This is a genomic window from Citrobacter sp. 506 (assembly GCF_050434985.1).
Taxonomy (GTDB): domain Bacteria; phylum Pseudomonadota; class Gammaproteobacteria; order Enterobacterales; family Enterobacteriaceae; genus Citrobacter; species Citrobacter braakii.
The window spans coordinates 2,009,800-2,024,786 of record NZ_JBNDJN010000001.1; the positions used below are offsets into that span (position 1 = coordinate 2,009,800).

Sequence of the window (14,987 nt, forward strand, 5' to 3'; positions counted from 1 at the left end):
AATAATTTTATATGAAAGAAATTTATAAAAATCATGACAAACCGCAAAAAAAACACATCAACCAAACAAAAGTAAATAATTAGCTTTATATATCAACACCTGCCATTTAAGTGATATTTTTATCTATTATTTTTACTTTTTTTAGCATCATTAACCTTTGTTGTCTATTTTGCAATCTAATTGCGTTTGTTATTCTTCGCTCCGCTCTCAGACGGGAATTTTAATAAGGGGTTATTACTTAATAAATTCAAAGGAGCAGGGTGTGACAAGTCTATCGGGACGTGAAGTAAAAAATAGTACTTCTTTAATCCTTGGGAAGAAAAATATTGCATTGCGGTCTTCATCCATTTCTGAAGATGAATTTTGGTGCTTGATTGAACTGACCTCAATCAGAAGCAATAAAGTCATTAATGCACTGCACGATTATCTAGTGTTCAATCACTCAAAAAGTGCCTGCTGTGATAAGTATGGGGTCAGCAATGGATATTTTGGTTCCTGTATTGCACGAGTTGAACACGTTATTCAGGTGGTGAGTGAATTATTCACCCTCTACAGGGCTCCTTGTAGCTAGTAAAACTCATTTCAATAAAAACTTTTTTCAATTCTGTTAACAGTTTTGGTAAACCGGTATCACTAGTAGTTAGTGCTAATGGTGTCGACAGAATAAGACCATGGTCTGGTCTGCATTTTTATGCGGGGATATTTTATTCAGGTCGACATGTTTTTTTTGATTTAGGAAATATGAAATATGAAAAAACTTATTCTCAGTTCATCAATTGCTCTTGCATTATTCTCTGGCGCTCTGAATGCAGCTCAACAGAGCGAACTTCAGTTCTTTGGTAACGTGACTTCTGTAACCTGCGATGTTACTGCAAGCAATGGTGGCAAGCTAACTGATGTCATTCAGCTCGGTTCCGTGGCTCCAAATACCGAAAGCTCGACACCGGTTGAGTTCTCATTTATCGCTGCTAATTCTACACAATGTAATGGTCTGTCAGGTAAGACTGCAACAGTGACCTGGAACGGTAATTTTGATGCTGAAGGCCTGAAAAACAGCCTCGGTAAGGCTGCAGATGCAGTCGTTAAACTGAAGGCAATGAATCCAAAAAATGCATCAGGCAACGCGCAGGTTACTTCTTCCAATACCTATATTGATTTTGATGCGGAAAAGGTAACTACAGAAGGCTTTAAATTCCAGGCAACGCTGAAAGGCGGCACTACGCCAGGTGATTATCAGGGTGTAGCCGCTTACGCTGTAACATATAACTAATATCCTTATACAGCCGGGGAGATTTATCTCTCCGGTTTATAAGTAGACGTGAATAATTACCGTCTGTGGCATTGGAGGCTAACATGGAACTGTCGCGCTTACCGAAATACTCTCTGTTGGCGCTAAGTATTTATGCACATCTTGGATATTCTGAAGAACTAAATCTGGACTTTATACAGGGGGTCAGTGTTATCCCTTCGGTATTGAAATCAGATTCTGCTTTTCCTCGCGGTCAGTACAGCGTGGATGTTTTTGTGAACCAGGAAAAAACCGGCAGTGCAGAGTTAAACATTAGCGAGGCAGATGAGAAAAACAATATTCTCTGCCTGGCTCCTGACTGGATAAACAGTGCAGGAATTATGCTGAACCAGGAAAAATTTGCTGATGTTTATAACAAGGAAAAAAAGTGTTATTTACTTGGCAAGAAGTCCCATACTCGGGTAGTTTTTGATTACAGCGCGCAGAAACTGTTATTTGACATCCCACAGGCGTATCTGCTCAGTAAAAGTGACCCGTCCCGCTGGGATTATGGCGTTAATGGCGGTCGACTGAAGTACTATGCCAACTTTAATAAAACGACAGATAACCAGTTAAACGCATTCGGAAATTTTGAACTGGGATTCAACATCGGTCGCTGGGTGTTATCCAGCAACGCCAACATCACGCGTTCCGGTGGAAAAACGGAATTTAGCTCCAGCGATATGACATTGTCTACCGCAATCAGTCAGATTCGGGGGGATCTGTTTTTAGGTAAATCTCAGACCAGAACAGAATTGTTTTCTGATTTTAATTTTTACGGTGCTTCCGTTCGCTCCAACAGTAACATGCGCCCGTGGGAATCCCGAGGCTATGCACCGGATATTTCGGGAATTGCGTCCACACCTTCACGCGTGACGGTGACGCAAAACGGCTACACGGTTTATTCCCGCATGATCCCGGCAGGACCTTACCGTCTTGATGATCTCCAGCCGACCGGCAATGGCGATCTGATTGTAACGCTTGAAGATGACAGCGGGCGTAAGACCGTTCAGGTCTATCCGGTGACAACACTGCCGACCTTATTAAGGCCGGGAGATTTTCAGTATGACTTTGCTTTGGGTAAAAAAAATCAGAGCAATGAGCTGGAAAAGGCATTCTCTTCGGATTCAGGCCTTTTCTGGCTGGGAAGCCTGGACTATGGCTTCTCCGCTGCCACGCTGAATACGGCAATGCTACTGAATAACAATTATCAGTCGGCGGGGATAGGTGTGACCAGACCCTTTGGTGAACTGGGGGCGTTATCCCTGAGTGCTGCGACTGCAAAAGCAAGCTATGACAATGGTGAAGAGAAAAAAGGCCAGAACGTCAGTGTCAAGTATGCCAAAAACTTTACCGACAGAACGGACCTGCAGCTCCTGACATACCGCTATCAGGACAAGGGGTATGTGGATTATGCCGATTTCGATCCACACCGCAGTTATGTTCACGGCAATCAGAAATCACGTTATGAAGCACGCCTTTCCCATCGCTTTGATACGACTTATCTGAGCGGAACATGGTGGCGTCAGAATTACTGGGACCGCGATGGCAGCGACACCGGCGCCACCCTCTCGCTGAGTACGTCTGTTTTTGATGCGGTATCGGTATTTCTTAACGGCTCCTATAACCGGTATGCCGGGGGAGATAAAGCAGATTATTCAACCTCTGTGAGTGTCAGTATACCCTTCGATTTCAGGGGGGGGCGGCATTACTCCACGAACAGCGTAGGCTACAGCCGAAGCAATGGTTCAACATTCAATACCAGTGTTTCAGCAATGGTGAATGATCGCTTTAACTATAACCTGAATGCTGATGCCAGTTCACGCGGTCAGCGGGGAGCATCGGCATCAGCCAGCTATGCCTTTGATGCTGTTCAGACGAATCTTGGCGTGTCGCAGACACATTCTTCCCGGGGAGACAGTCAGACCAGCTTCTCCGGCGGAGTGTCTGGCTCTGTGTTAGGGACCAGTGAAACCGGGCCACTCTTTACTAAAGAGTCTTCCGATACGGTCGCCATTGTCAGCGTTCCGGGAGTCAGTGGGATTAAATTCAACAACTCGATGCCTACAGACCGGAACGGAAACACGGTGGTGTGGCTGTCGGAATATGCTGAAAACAATATCAATATCAATATGGATAACGTTCCTGACAACATGGAATTCAGTACCACCTCCTACAAAGTGGTGCCGACTGAAAAGGCGATGGTTTACCGGAAGTTTGGTTTTGAGAATGTACTCCGCTACATCCTTCGCGTGAAGGACAAGCAGGGTAAATATCTTGCCGGCGGCGATGCCACTACGGATATGGGGCTAAGCGCCGGTTTTATATCCACTAATGGTGTCCTGCTGATGAATATGCTGGCAGAGCCTAAAAGGATCAGAGTTGATATGGGGAACGGAATGCAGTGCCAGTTCTCCATGAAAGGGTTACAGGCTAACACCAATAAAGTTCAGGAGGTTCGTTGTGAATAAGGTCGCTAAAACAGCGCTCGCTGCCGCTCTGTCATTCACATTCTGTTCTCAGGCAATGGCTGCATTTGTTCTGAACGGAACACGCTTCATTTATGAGGAAAACAAAAAGAATATCACCGTTGAGGTCACAAATAACGCCAGCCAGACGTATGGCGGGCAGGTGTGGGTGGATAACACCCATGAGCGGAACGGGGTTTACCTGGTTCCTCAGCCCCCATTCTTTAAAGTGGGGGCAAAACAAAAGCAGATTATACGTATCTTAAAAACGGACTCGTCTTTACCTGCAGATCGGGAATCGCTGTTCTGGCTGAATGTGCAGGAAGTTCCGCCCAAACCTGATATGAAAGCGGGCAACGGCAGCCTTCTGGCCATTGCCATGAATGCCCGGGTGAAGCTGATTTACCGGCCTTCCTCTCTGAAAGATGGTCGTGAAAATGCAGAGAAAAAGCTGAAGCTGGAACAACGGAATAACGTGACCTGGATTAAAAATCCGACACCGTACTACATGGCCATTGTCGGGGTGAAAAGTAATGGCAAGGAAGTGAAGCTCAGTGACAGGGTTGCGAAGGAATTAACCCTGCTGGCGCCCTTCTCTGAGATTTCTCTTGGTGCAAATGTCAGTGGCGGACTTTCGGTTGCAGCAATAAATGACTGGGGTGGAGTGCAGAATTATGAAGTTCATTAATTCTATTCTGACTGCGGCATTGACTGTAAGCATTGCAGGACTCTCCGTGAACGCCTGGAGTGCGGACACAAAAACGGCAACCTTTAACATCAATGCGACATTTACCACGCCGAGTTGTGATCTGTCGTATGCGAACTATGTCGCAGTCCAGTTGGGCGTCCTGACCCCCGGGACAGCAACAAAACATGCGCCGATAACATTTAAGTGGACGTGCGCAAAAAATATTCCTGTAAAAACCGCTCTTACGGGGACGGTTAAAACAGGAGTACTGGAGAGCGATCAGACCAGAGTTCAGATGGTGGCCACGAGGGATAATTTTAAGCCAAACGGAACCTTTTTATGGCTGGAGCACAACGGTACTCCAGTTAAACTGACAGGGAAGGATGCATTCTGCAGCGACAGCACCGCCACAGTGGGTGAGCGTCAGTGTATTCTTACCCCGGTCACGGAAGCCCATAAGAATGACATCTTTGGTCCGGTTAAAGCTGTTATCACTTTTACGGTTATATATCCGTAATCCGAATATCCGGAACCTGAGTAATTGGAACTAATGGATGAAGCTTAGTCGTGCTGTTCAATGCGTCATTATTTTGTATTTATCACTATTTGTATGGATTATATGTAAAATTATTTCAATAGAAAATTTATGACACAACAGAGAATAATCATAAATGGTTCGGGCATATATGAAGTTTCAGGTCTGGCCGAATTAATGAAAGCTGAGGGGTATGACGTCAGATTTCGTGAAGATACAGAGCCAACTGCAGAGGATATTTTGATTATGGCTCTGAGTGACGCCCCCCTACTCAACTGGTGGGAGGCCGTATCAGCGTTCTTTAGATCAAATGATGCGCACCGCTGCCAGACACTGTTTCTTGTACCGGAACCGCTGGGAAATATCCAGAAGTTGTTTGCAACGGTACATATTATTGACGGAAGTTTGCCGCCGACAGCCCTAAAGGAAAGCATTAAGACAAAGGTCAGAGTAAAGCTAAATGTTGTGTCCCCGTCACTACACCAAAGGCAGTACCTGGCCAGAGTTAAATTATCCCACAGGGTATCCAGGAGACCATTATGGAATAATACATCCGAAAAAAAAGAACTGAAGCGATATTATAATGATCGCCGGCGTTTGCTTTCCATTACAGGAATGCCGAACAAGCATGTAATGTCTGTTATGACTCCGTCGATTTCTGTTTCTTCGTTGATGGCACAATCATGGAGAATGTAGTTATCTGATTAATTTTTTTGCCTAAACACGACGGGATACCATGTTAATTACTTGAGGGTTTATTATGAATTTTCTGTGCAAAATCATAACTAGTGGGGCGCGGGATTTATTAGCTGACAGTGTGCTAACTAATAAGCGTCATGGGTGCTGCAATTTAAATAAAAATCCCTTCCGGATGTTAATTCCCCTGCTTCTGTTACCGGGGAGTGTATTCGCATCAGTAACGTACGACAGTACGCTACAGGTGAGGTCAACAGTACTTCCAGTTTCTAATAATACATATTATCTACAAAACGGTGGCACTTACGATGTGGCCGCATCGGGAAGCAAGGGATGTTTCCTGGATAATCCTGGAGCATACAGACCGGACCAGATAGACGCATACTATCTTAAATTGCGTTCCTATAAACGGACTTACTTTATAGTTTCCTAACACGGAAACATATTCATTCTTAATTGGAAGGGATATGTATTGACTCCCCGCTGGTTGTAGACGGTAATTCATATAAACTCCTCATAAATGCTTCTAATACTAATGTTTTTACTCTGAAGAATGACTATCACGCCAAGCATAGTAGTCACCAGCACGCCATCGGGACATACGACCTAACTTGATTGGTTTAGGAAAACGTCCCAGAGAAATCAGTTTATAAATCCATTTATCAGTAAAAAGACAATCAGATGTAATGAATTTCATATCAATGAGCGAGTCAGCAGAAGGACGATTATCAGTAAACCCCATAATGAGTTCCTCTCTATGTATCAATCTATATCAACGAAGAGGATTAAAACATCGTTCAAAAATATAAAAAAGGCGAGTAAGAAAAATCTCCTTACTCGCCAAAATTGTTAATTTTTTGTAAATGATGGTTTCTTGAATATAGATGATATTAGTTTGCTAATAATTGGGTGTGATAGCGGAGGCTCTTTTTTATCAGGCCAAAATTCCTCAGCCCGACTAAAGATAAGGTCAGCAAGGGCTGCTGCATTTTCCTTTCGGTATGCCATATCCTCTTTATAAAGATATAATGCTACACTTAGAATCTCATTTCTCTTGGTAGCATGTCTTTCTTGCTGTGCAATTGATAACGATTTATATTTATCATTAGAAACATCATCATTTAATATTAGATGCAATTTCTTTACATCTTCCCGCTCCAGGTACGCATCTCCCTCATATCCAAACCCATCATCATTTTTCCAGTCAATTTGAATATATTTGACCATTTCAGAATAGGTGGTACCAGCAGGAGATAACAATGATGGGTACTCCGGGAACTGCCCCTCATAAAAAACGAAATCACTTTTAACTTTTGGTGGCATTTGGAAATAGCCTTTTGTACTCGCCAGCACTAGTTTTTTATCTTTTTTAACTTCGTTAATCTTAATCAAACTAAACTCAGATATATAACTGAAACCATCTTTGTCTTTTTTCAAAGAGTTTATATTCTGAATAAAGGAGTCCACATCTCTTACTTTATGCTTTGAAAAAGACCATCGCCCACACATTCTTAGCGACAATGGAATGTCTTTTTCATCCGCAATATAAATAACATCTTGCTCATCGCAGCCCAATATTTTAGCGGTCTCACTGATGCTATAATGAGTTCGATGAAGCTTGAGAGTATTATTTGCCATTACTCAAGACTCCGTTCCACCAATAAAATCACTGTACCATTGCATCATTTCCCGACGCCCCTCAAGATACTGAGCATGATTGTATATCCCGCGAATAGCATTTTTATCCAAATGTGCAAGCTGGGTTTCAATCCATGCACTATTGAAGCCTTTTTCATGCAAAATAGTGCTCATTGTGTGTCTGAAGCCATGGCCAGTAACACGGCCAGCATATCCAATACGCTTAAAGACCTGATTAATACTGGCCTCACTCATGCACTTACTTGGATCGTTACGCCCAGGAAACATCAAAGGATAGTTTCCAGTCAGTTCTTTTAAGGTTTCAAGATGGACTAATGCTTGATTTGAAAGCGGCACAATATGAGCACGTCGCATTTTCATACGTTCTTTGGGAATCTCCCACACCGCATTATCAAAATCCACCTCACGCCACTCACCTGCTCTTAGCTCTCCTGTTCTTAGACCCGTCAGGATAAGTAAATGTGCCCCCAGCAATACAATTGGGCTTCCTGAATAAGCGTTAAGGGCAGTAAAGAACTCCGGCAGCTCGTTGGCTTTGAGGAATGGATAGTGGACTGCTTCATGTCCTTGCATCGCACTGGCAAGATCCGGTGCAGGATTGTAGATTGCTCTACCCGTTACGATGGCATAGCGGAAAACTTCACCGCATCGCTGACGGACTTTCTTCGCTTTCTCCATAGCGCCTCGTGCTTCTATCAACCTCAGTACTTCAAGTAGTTCTAGGGGCTGAATATCGGCTATAGGTCTGTGTCCAATATGCGGGAAAATGTCTTTCTCAAACGCCTCAATGATGTCTGAAGCATAGCCCTCAGACCATTTGGGAGATTTCATTTTGTGCCACTCTAACGCCACTTCTCTGAATGGGTTAAGTGTCTCGATCGCTGCGTTTAAAGCATGCTTCTTTGCTTTTTTCACTTCGCCAGGATCTTCACCTGCTGCGAGTAGTTTCTTTGCGTCTTCGCGTTTTTGTCTGGCATCTGCGAGGGTGACTGTTGGATAGACACCAAAGGACAAGCGCTTCTCTTTACCAGCAAAACGGTACTTCATACGCCAGTAACGCGAGCCATTAGGTTCAACCTGAAGGTACAGGCCACCTCCATCAGATAGCTTATAGCTCTTCTCTTTTCCTTTAGCGGCTTCAACCTTGCGGGCATTCAGCATCATTGGGGGCACATTTCCTAGACCGAACAGAACATGCCCCCGATTGTGCCCCCAATTGTATGTTGATTTCAAGAGATAGGGGTTGACGTCAAATGACGAAAAATCGCGTAATGTCTATGTTTTTAAAGGGTTTTGTTGATTTGAGTTGACTTGGAAATACTAAGGGATGGTGCCGATAATAGGAGTCGAACCTACGACCTTCGCATTACGAATGCGCTGCTCTACCAACTGAGCTATATCGGCCCTGAAAAGGACATGTCCACGAATGTGAGCACGGGGTAGAAGGTTAAAACTAACCGGGCGATGCGTCAATGGCCTTGCGAATCAAACGCCTATTTTTGCATCATCCGGTTTCAATTACGCACGAATCGTGTCGTTACAGGCATGCTTATACGTGGTCGGGTATTACTATAACCAGCGGCGAACGTGTTGTTCATAGCGCTCCCACTCCAGCCCGAAATGTTTTCGCAGTTGTTCCTCTTCAAAATCAATATGCAATCTGGCAACCGCCAGCATAAACACCGGTACAGCCAGTACTCCAGTCAGGCTACCGATGCAAAGAGCAAAGGCCAACTGGATTCCACTCATACCAAGGTAGATCGGGTTGCGGCTCCAGGCATAACATCCGCCGGTAACAAGCGTGGTCGATTTATGTGCATGCAGCGGATTCAGGGTCGTACGTTTCATCCGCATCTGCCACGCGGTATGCAATATCACCAACAGACTGACGCCGGCCAGCAATGTGCTTATCACGATATTCACCCCGCCGAATGTGAAACGCGGACTCGCCGTTAGCACATCCGCAACGAGAAAAAGTACTAAGATAAGAGGCGGCGGAAACCAGACTCTTAATTTTGTCAGGAAATGACGCATGGCCAGGAACTCACCTCGGCATCGGTTTAATTAACGCTGATACCGCTATAAATACCCCGTATTAGATACATAAACAAACGATGCCTCACTCACAACAGGCTATCGCCTTCACCAGACAGGCGGGAGTTATCGTACTCACCTCGACAAAAAAACCTGCATCAGAGGCATCCGCCCCTGATGTTCCCGAAAGGCTTTACGTTGAGAAAGTAGAATCCGACGCTGATTCAAAAAAATCTAAAGACTGCTTGTAGTAACGCATAAAATCATCAAACGTCACTGGCGGTAAAAATTGATAACCCTGCAGGTAATCAACATTATTTTTCCCCAACCATTGCTGCTGATAGCCATGTTCAACGCCTTCCGCCACCATGCGTAACCCCAGGAGTTCGGAAAGGTGAATGATTGACTCGAGCATAGGGATATGTTGCTCAACTTCTTTAATCGCTTTGATAAACGTTTTATCAATTTTTATAACATCCAGGTCTAACTCATTGAGATAACAAAGGTTAGCGTATCCCGTCCCAAAATCATCTAAAGCAAACAGAACCCCTCTGTTTCGCAACGATCGTATCAGTTCTTTGATTGCAGGAGTAATAGTGAGAGTCTGGTTTTCAGTTATTTCAATCATCAATTTTATCGGTAGCCTTTGCGTTATTTCCATAAAATTAAGACACTCCCAATAAAAGACGGGGTTACTTAAACCTGATGGACTCACATTAAAAGAGACGAATAAAGTTTTATTGAAATCCTCGCTTCCGTCGACCAGATTACGCGCGACGGCGTTCATTAAATAGCTCGTTAACTCATTCATTAAACCACATTTTTCAGCCAGCGGTATAAACTCACGCTGAGAAATAGCATAATTATCCCCCTGTGGCCAACGAGCCAAAACCTCAACACCACAGACATCTTCGTTGATATTTACGATGGGTTGAAAATAAGGAATGATTTCTTCATTCCTTATTGCCATACTCAGTCGACCAGAATCTGAGACATCATATGCTTCGCCGTATATTACATTCTTACCAGAATGACTGTTCGTCAAGGAACCTTCATGCAATAGATTATTCCTGGTTAAAAAAATGATAGTTTCATTAAAATGAGAAAATCCCAGACGAGCGGTAATGCGTTCCCGATATCGATACACTGACTTAATTGTTATCGAGTTAGCATGACAAAAATCGTGCAATTTTTCCTTTGTGAAAGATGCATACAGCATTTTCTCTTCAAACTCAGTCAAATGAAAAGTAAATATCGCTGAACCTTTAGTGACTTCCACAACCTCATTGGGAGCCATTAGATTGGCTCTCAACTGAGAAATCAGCTGATCCGATAGTTCCCGTCCATTAATGAATGCATACTCCTCGTACCCCCGATTAATAGAACGGTTTTCATTCATCCGAAGAACAATACAGTTTATATTGATAAACTGCGTGCTATTTCTCTGAAACCACTTCCTGACCTGGAATAATGGTAACCGGTTATCGATCACCAGTAAACAGGATGGATACCGTGGAATAATTGACTGTGAACCAGAAATAAATGCCCGCGCATCGACCAACACCAGATTTGGCAACCATGCTTTTATCCCTGAGAAAAGAAAAATATCATAACTGAGCAGAAAAACCTTTTTCGTATTCATAGTTACCACCAACTTAAATTTATGGCATGGCAGGTCCCTCGTTTTATACACGAGAGAATATACAACACCTTTAGCCTCCAGAAATTACAATGCAGTCCGCGAAATAACTTTATCCATAAGTCATCTCACGCAGTTTCAGAATGTATAATCACGCTTATCCATATGAATATTACCATTAAATGTTAAGGCCATTTTAATTATTGAAAAAGGAAAAATCCTAATTCTTCATCAATACAAATCCTATTGCTCATTTTCACTGTAAGACAAAATAAAAAACCACGAACACTAAAAACGACAAAATATAAAACTACTAAAACCGTAAGGATAACATATTATTGTTACTTATGCTGCCCGACAAACCATTAACGTACGTCGCAGATCTCTGATCGCATAGACATTTTTGGCGATATGGATGATCTTATAATAAAAAATTTCCTGTCGTGACATGAGTTGTTCGGTAACGTCATCAGGAACATTATCATTTTTATTTTTAACAATAGCTACACGACGGGTCTGCAGGTAACCATCACGATCTTTACCAATAAAATTCAGGATAACATTACGATCTACAGCATAATTTTCACCCTGAATATTGAGGCTTCCTACCTGAGATACCCGCCCTTCGGTAGCAGAAGAAATACGAAAAACCAGCAGAACTTCACCTTCAATTTTTACCCCCTGAGTTTGCGCCTCCAGATGCAGGTAAGTTTTTGCCGAGCAGGTCAGCGTCTCAGGTTCTTGATGGCGATATAAAAAATATGCTGTTATCGCTGCAAGAAAGATTGCCCCACTAATAAACAAAATTTTCACATTCACGGACAACCCCTCCTTTCTCTAACGTACAAACCCCAAGCAAATTCACTCTAAGATCATTGCCGGCTGATAAATTATTATCATCATAAAAAACAATTGTTTTCTTGCCATCATGACAAGCCGCATTTACTTTTCGCCACATATCAGAAGATAAAAATGCTTTTGTTTTATCAGCATTATTGTCATCGGCAGTATAAAGTTCACAATCATCTATTGCCCTGATATAGATAAAATTTTTGGTTCTTGAATTAAGAGCTGAAAAGATAAATATGGCGCTTCCAAGAAATGCAAATAATAAAATGAAAAGAATAATATTTTTACGTTTTGGTCTTACGGATGAGTTCACCGTCTCAGTTACCGAACGCACAGTTTCATCTTCACAGGAAGATGACGATTCACCGCTGATCGAAGCATGGAACAAAAATCCCTGCCGGGGCAGCGTTTCAATGGGATTACCCGCCCCCAGCTCACTAAATGCTTTTCGCAAAATACTGATGTTTTTATTAAGACTATGACCCGATGGGGCCATGCCATGCTTTTTCCACACTTCTTCAATGATAAACTCGCGGTGGACTTGTTGATTTTTATGGGCAATGAATAGCTCAAGTAGTCTCGCGGTAGATGCCGAAAGAATTATTGTCGTATCGCGATGTTTCAGGCTTTTTCTGGTGGAATCATACTCAACCTGTTCATTAATTATACTGTTCATACTACCTGACTCTTAATTACCGTGACGTTGAGTGCAAATGACTAAAATTTCATCTGTGCCGAGCTGATTACTGCATTGTATAAAGACAGTTACAGTATAGGTTCGATATCTAACCATGACATATCGGATCAGAATTAATGCTTACTATTGATTGAGTTTGAAGCACCCCTGACCTACTGGTATGTATTTCTGCAATGCAACGATAAATTTCCGGTTTTTTGATTTCAATTCGCTACTACGCCAGGTTTCACCCGGCAACACATAACGCATGGTGGCTTCATCATCGGTTGAGTTGCACCCCAGGTGTACGATGATTTTAAAAAAAGTATTCCCGGTGTTTTTCAGTGTTCCGTTTGCCTCATCAATGGTGTAGGCCAGATTCATTTTTCTCGGGCGAACAACCAATATGGTGTCCATAGCGATCACCGGGAGAGCCTGCCCTCCTTTCCCTTGATTACGCTCGGTAAACAGCGTTATCGGCATTTCACGAAACAGAATTCGGTAATAGCGTTCTTTATCATCCTGCGGTCCACGGTAGAAAATCTTAAAAAACTCACTCGCCTGCGGAGCCAGTGAAAAATTCAGCGGCGTAAACAGAAGTTCGCCTTCAGCAATGGCACTTCTGTTTTCACCTCCCGGTCCAGGCTTATCAATTTTTACTGCGCCAATACTGTACAAATTCTGTTTCTGGCTATCGTTATAGATCCGTTTGCTGATAAATGATTTATCCGATGGCATCTCATAAATGGTCGACTCCAGGTAGACAGCCTGTGCGGAGAATATAGTCAACCCGGAAAGTAAGATAAATACCCATCTAAACACCAAACGGCAGCGGTTCATGGCGTCACTCCCACCCAATTCGCCGTGACTTTTATCTCTCCACTGGCACTGACGACACCTTCCCAATCTGTTCCGGAAACAGTTAACATCGACCGTGAATCATTCATTGGGAAAAGCAGTTTCAAATCAGTAGCATAATAGCTTCCATCGTCATTGTTATTTGCGTCCCAGGGCGTCTGTTGCCACTGCGCATCGCTCATATTGATTGCTGCTTCAATACAGCTATTTCGTTTCTTCACCACGCCCCCCGACTGACTGTTGTACTGCAGAAAGGCGGGGATTGGGACTGACAGCCCGCCTTGAGGGGAGGTAAACAGACAGTAAGGCACACTGTTTATTGTCGTACTTTCTCCGATAACTTGCGCGGTAATGCTATCAGCCTGACGAGGACCGGAGACTGTCACGGTGTAATCTATTTCTATAGGAGCGGCGTCGCCAATCGTGCCACTGCCGCTCGCAGAAGCGGTGTTGTTTGAAGAGACGATACTGATCCCATACTCCTTCGGCACAATATTGATCTGTAGCGAAGGCGTAAACTGGTAGTGCCCTGACTCAGGTGTTAAGCCATTATAAAAACCGAAGGTAAACGGTTGAGTGTTAGTAATGCTGATTCCTGAATCGACGAGTTTTTTCAGGAATACTTTTGACAGAAAAATATATATGTACTCTCCAGAGGTCGTGAAAACGTTGTAATAAGCAGTTGAAGTACCATAGTTATACCAGTTTGAACCATTCCCGGAGTATTTCACGGTGGCCGGTCCAGGCGTAAAACCAAGCATCGCCGTGTCGACATAAGCGCGAAACGTCAGAGAGGCGGTCAGATTGGCGGTTTGTTGCAGGTTATAATTTACCATTTTGCAAATCACGCCGTCTTCGCTGCCTACCACGCCAAGCTCGCAATAACCAGAGTCTTTGGTGATGCTCGGCGTACCGTCGCTGGCAACCCAAAGTTCCTGAAATGCATTAGTCGATACCAGTGACAGATGACCACGTTTGGTTAACGTATAATTGACGTAATTCCATAATCCTTTCGATTGATCTTTGCAACGTTGCCCGGAAGAATAATCATAATCTACGGAAGTATAACAACGGTTGAACACATAGGTTTCGCTGCTACCGGTAGGCACATTGCGAAAGTACTCATAGGCAGTATCCGTCAGGGAAGCGAATCCGTAGGCGCCACCAATAACACCTGCGACAGATCCCACCTGCGCATGATAAAAACCGTTTTTATCAGTGCCTTGCCCGGCAATAAATCCAGTTGATGGACACTGGCTGCCGCTATAACAACGGATCCCCCGAAAAGGCCCGTTAATCGGGGAATTATCAATCCACATGTCCTGATAATAATTTCCTGGCGCAGTCCAGATGACAAAACCTAAATACCCGAGACTCACCTGAGAGGTACCGTATTTTATCCACGTGTTTGACCCGCTGAAACGCGGATCGAGTGCGGAGGGGGTGATAAAGTATTCACTATCAATGGCATTTTCAATAAACAAATAGTTATTACTGACTGAGCCGGAAGATACTGCATTTAAAGCCAAAGCAGGCTCAGGCGTGAAACTCCCCACGGCACAGATTACAGTAGCTACTTTAATTAATACTTTCATTT

Annotated in this window: 15 protein-coding genes and 1 tRNA gene; 6 read left to right on the forward strand and 10 right to left on the reverse strand. The window is 43.5% G+C overall.

Annotation, left to right across the window (positions count from 1 at the left end; translation table 11 throughout):
* The first annotated feature begins 262 nt into the window (after positions 1 to 262).
* The 6 genes from ABIE10_RS09800 (at position 263) to ABIE10_RS09825 (ending at position 5,675) form a co-directional block, all read left to right on the forward strand.
* A complete protein-coding gene (locus ABIE10_RS09800) occupies positions 263 to 571 on the forward strand; it encodes a PapB/FocB family fimbrial expression transcriptional regulator (protein ID WP_287108056.1) in 309 nt (102 codons plus the stop codon).
* A 177-nt stretch (positions 572 to 748) separates the two neighbouring features.
* Positions 749 to 1,270 (forward strand): fimbrial protein, encoded by a 522-nt coding sequence (locus tag ABIE10_RS09805; RefSeq protein WP_287108055.1) that lies wholly within the window; start codon positions 749 to 751, stop codon positions 1,268 to 1,270.
* 83 nt (positions 1,271 to 1,353) lie between these two features.
* Positions 1,354 to 3,759 (forward strand): PefC/AfrB family outer membrane usher protein, encoded by a 2,406-nt coding sequence (gene pefC / locus ABIE10_RS09810; protein ID WP_429155434.1) that lies wholly within the window; start codon positions 1,354 to 1,356, stop codon positions 3,757 to 3,759.
* Positions 3,752 to 4,444 (forward strand): fimbrial chaperone, encoded by a 693-nt coding sequence (locus ABIE10_RS09815; RefSeq protein ID WP_287108053.1) that lies wholly within the window; start codon positions 3,752 to 3,754, stop codon positions 4,442 to 4,444. The genes pefC and ABIE10_RS09815 overlap by 8 nt, the downstream gene beginning before the upstream one ends.
* Positions 4,431 to 4,961, forward strand: a complete 531-nt coding sequence (locus tag ABIE10_RS09820; RefSeq protein WP_287108052.1) for a fimbrial protein — start codon at positions 4,431 to 4,433, stop codon at positions 4,959 to 4,961. The genes ABIE10_RS09815 and ABIE10_RS09820 overlap by 14 nt, the downstream gene beginning before the upstream one ends.
* A gap of 129 nt (positions 4,962 to 5,090) precedes the next feature.
* Complete coding sequence (locus tag ABIE10_RS09825) at positions 5,091 to 5,675, forward strand: hypothetical protein (RefSeq protein WP_429155436.1); 585 nt, start codon at positions 5,091 to 5,093, stop codon at positions 5,673 to 5,675.
* A gap of 541 nt (positions 5,676 to 6,216) precedes the next feature.
* Here ABIE10_RS09825 and ABIE10_RS09830 read toward each other — a convergent pair.
* The 10 genes from ABIE10_RS09830 to ABIE10_RS09875 all read right to left on the reverse strand — a co-directional run bounded on the left by ABIE10_RS09830 (position 6,217) and on the right by ABIE10_RS09875 (position 14,985).
* Positions 6,217 to 6,417, reverse strand: a complete 201-nt coding sequence (locus tag ABIE10_RS09830) for a helix-turn-helix transcriptional regulator (RefSeq protein WP_000507057.1) — start codon at positions 6,415 to 6,417, stop codon at positions 6,217 to 6,219.
* Positions 6,418 to 6,524: 107 nt separating this feature from the next.
* Complete coding sequence (locus ABIE10_RS09835; RefSeq protein WP_003838766.1) at positions 6,525 to 7,313, reverse strand: hypothetical protein; 789 nt, start codon at positions 7,311 to 7,313, stop codon at positions 6,525 to 6,527.
* Positions 7,314 to 7,316: 3 nt separating this feature from the next.
* Positions 7,317 to 8,498: a tyrosine-type recombinase/integrase gene (locus ABIE10_RS09840; RefSeq protein ID WP_003838768.1), complete on the reverse strand. Its 1,182-nt coding sequence runs from the start codon at positions 8,496 to 8,498 to the stop codon at positions 7,317 to 7,319.
* A gap of 164 nt (positions 8,499 to 8,662) precedes the next feature.
* Positions 8,663 to 8,738, reverse strand: a tRNA-Thr gene (locus tag ABIE10_RS09845).
* Between the two features lie 165 nt (positions 8,739 to 8,903).
* A complete protein-coding gene (locus ABIE10_RS09850) occupies positions 8,904 to 9,248 on the reverse strand; it encodes a methyltransferase family protein (protein WP_249415033.1) in 345 nt (114 codons plus the stop codon).
* Positions 9,249 to 9,561: 313 nt separating this feature from the next.
* Positions 9,562 to 11,010, reverse strand: coding sequence for an EAL domain-containing protein (locus ABIE10_RS09855; RefSeq protein ID WP_429155439.1), 1,449 nt, complete (start codon positions 11,008 to 11,010; stop codon positions 9,562 to 9,564).
* Between the two features lie 342 nt (positions 11,011 to 11,352).
* Positions 11,353 to 11,826 carry a hypothetical protein gene (locus ABIE10_RS09860; RefSeq protein WP_131405640.1) on the reverse strand — a complete coding sequence of 158 codons (474 nt, stop codon included), beginning with the start codon at positions 11,824 to 11,826 and terminating at the stop codon, positions 11,353 to 11,355.
* Positions 11,801 to 12,532, reverse strand: coding sequence for a winged helix-turn-helix domain-containing protein (locus tag ABIE10_RS09865; protein WP_429155440.1), 732 nt, complete (start codon positions 12,530 to 12,532; stop codon positions 11,801 to 11,803). The genes ABIE10_RS09860 and ABIE10_RS09865 overlap by 26 nt, the downstream gene beginning before the upstream one ends.
* Before the next feature lie 144 nt (positions 12,533 to 12,676).
* The gene (locus ABIE10_RS09870) at positions 12,677 to 13,372 is read right to left on the reverse strand and encodes a fimbria/pilus periplasmic chaperone (protein WP_047417050.1); all 696 of its coding nucleotides are present in this window, start codon (positions 13,370 to 13,372) and stop codon (positions 12,677 to 12,679) included.
* Positions 13,369 to 14,985 (reverse strand): fimbrial protein, encoded by a 1,617-nt coding sequence (locus tag ABIE10_RS09875; protein ID WP_429155443.1) that lies wholly within the window; start codon positions 14,983 to 14,985, stop codon positions 13,369 to 13,371. The genes ABIE10_RS09870 and ABIE10_RS09875 overlap by 4 nt, the downstream gene beginning before the upstream one ends.
* Positions 14,986 to 14,987 lie beyond the last annotated feature (2 nt).

Coding starts and splice junctions, on each gene's coding strand:
- ABIE10_RS09875 (WP_429155443.1), bottom strand. CDS start 14,985: ATGAAAGTATTAATTAAAGTAGCTACTGTAATCTGTGCCGTGGGGAGT.
- ABIE10_RS09830 (WP_000507057.1), bottom strand. CDS start 6,417: ATGGGGTTTACTGATAATCGTCCTTCTGCTGACTCGCTCATTGATATG.
- ABIE10_RS09805 (WP_287108055.1), top strand. CDS start 749: ATGAAAAAACTTATTCTCAGTTCATCAATTGCTCTTGCATTATTCTCT.
- ABIE10_RS09870 (WP_047417050.1), bottom strand. CDS start 13,372: ATGAACCGCTGCCGTTTGGTGTTTAGATGGGTATTTATCTTACTTTCC.
- ABIE10_RS09825 (WP_429155436.1), top strand. CDS start 5,091: ATGACACAACAGAGAATAATCATAAATGGTTCGGGCATATATGAAGTT.
- ABIE10_RS09835 (WP_003838766.1), bottom strand. CDS start 7,313: ATGGCAAATAATACTCTCAAGCTTCATCGAACTCATTATAGCATCAGT.
- pefC (WP_429155434.1), top strand. CDS start 1,354: ATGGAACTGTCGCGCTTACCGAAATACTCTCTGTTGGCGCTAAGTATT.
- ABIE10_RS09820 (WP_287108052.1), top strand. CDS start 4,431: ATGAAGTTCATTAATTCTATTCTGACTGCGGCATTGACTGTAAGCATT.
- ABIE10_RS09855 (WP_429155439.1), bottom strand. CDS start 11,010: ATGAATACGAAAAAGGTTTTTCTGCTCAGTTATGATATTTTTCTTTTC.
- ABIE10_RS09865 (WP_429155440.1), bottom strand. CDS start 12,532: ATGAACAGTATAATTAATGAACAGGTTGAGTATGATTCCACCAGAAAA.
- ABIE10_RS09840 (WP_003838768.1), bottom strand. CDS start 8,498: ATGATGCTGAATGCCCGCAAGGTTGAAGCCGCTAAAGGAAAAGAGAAG.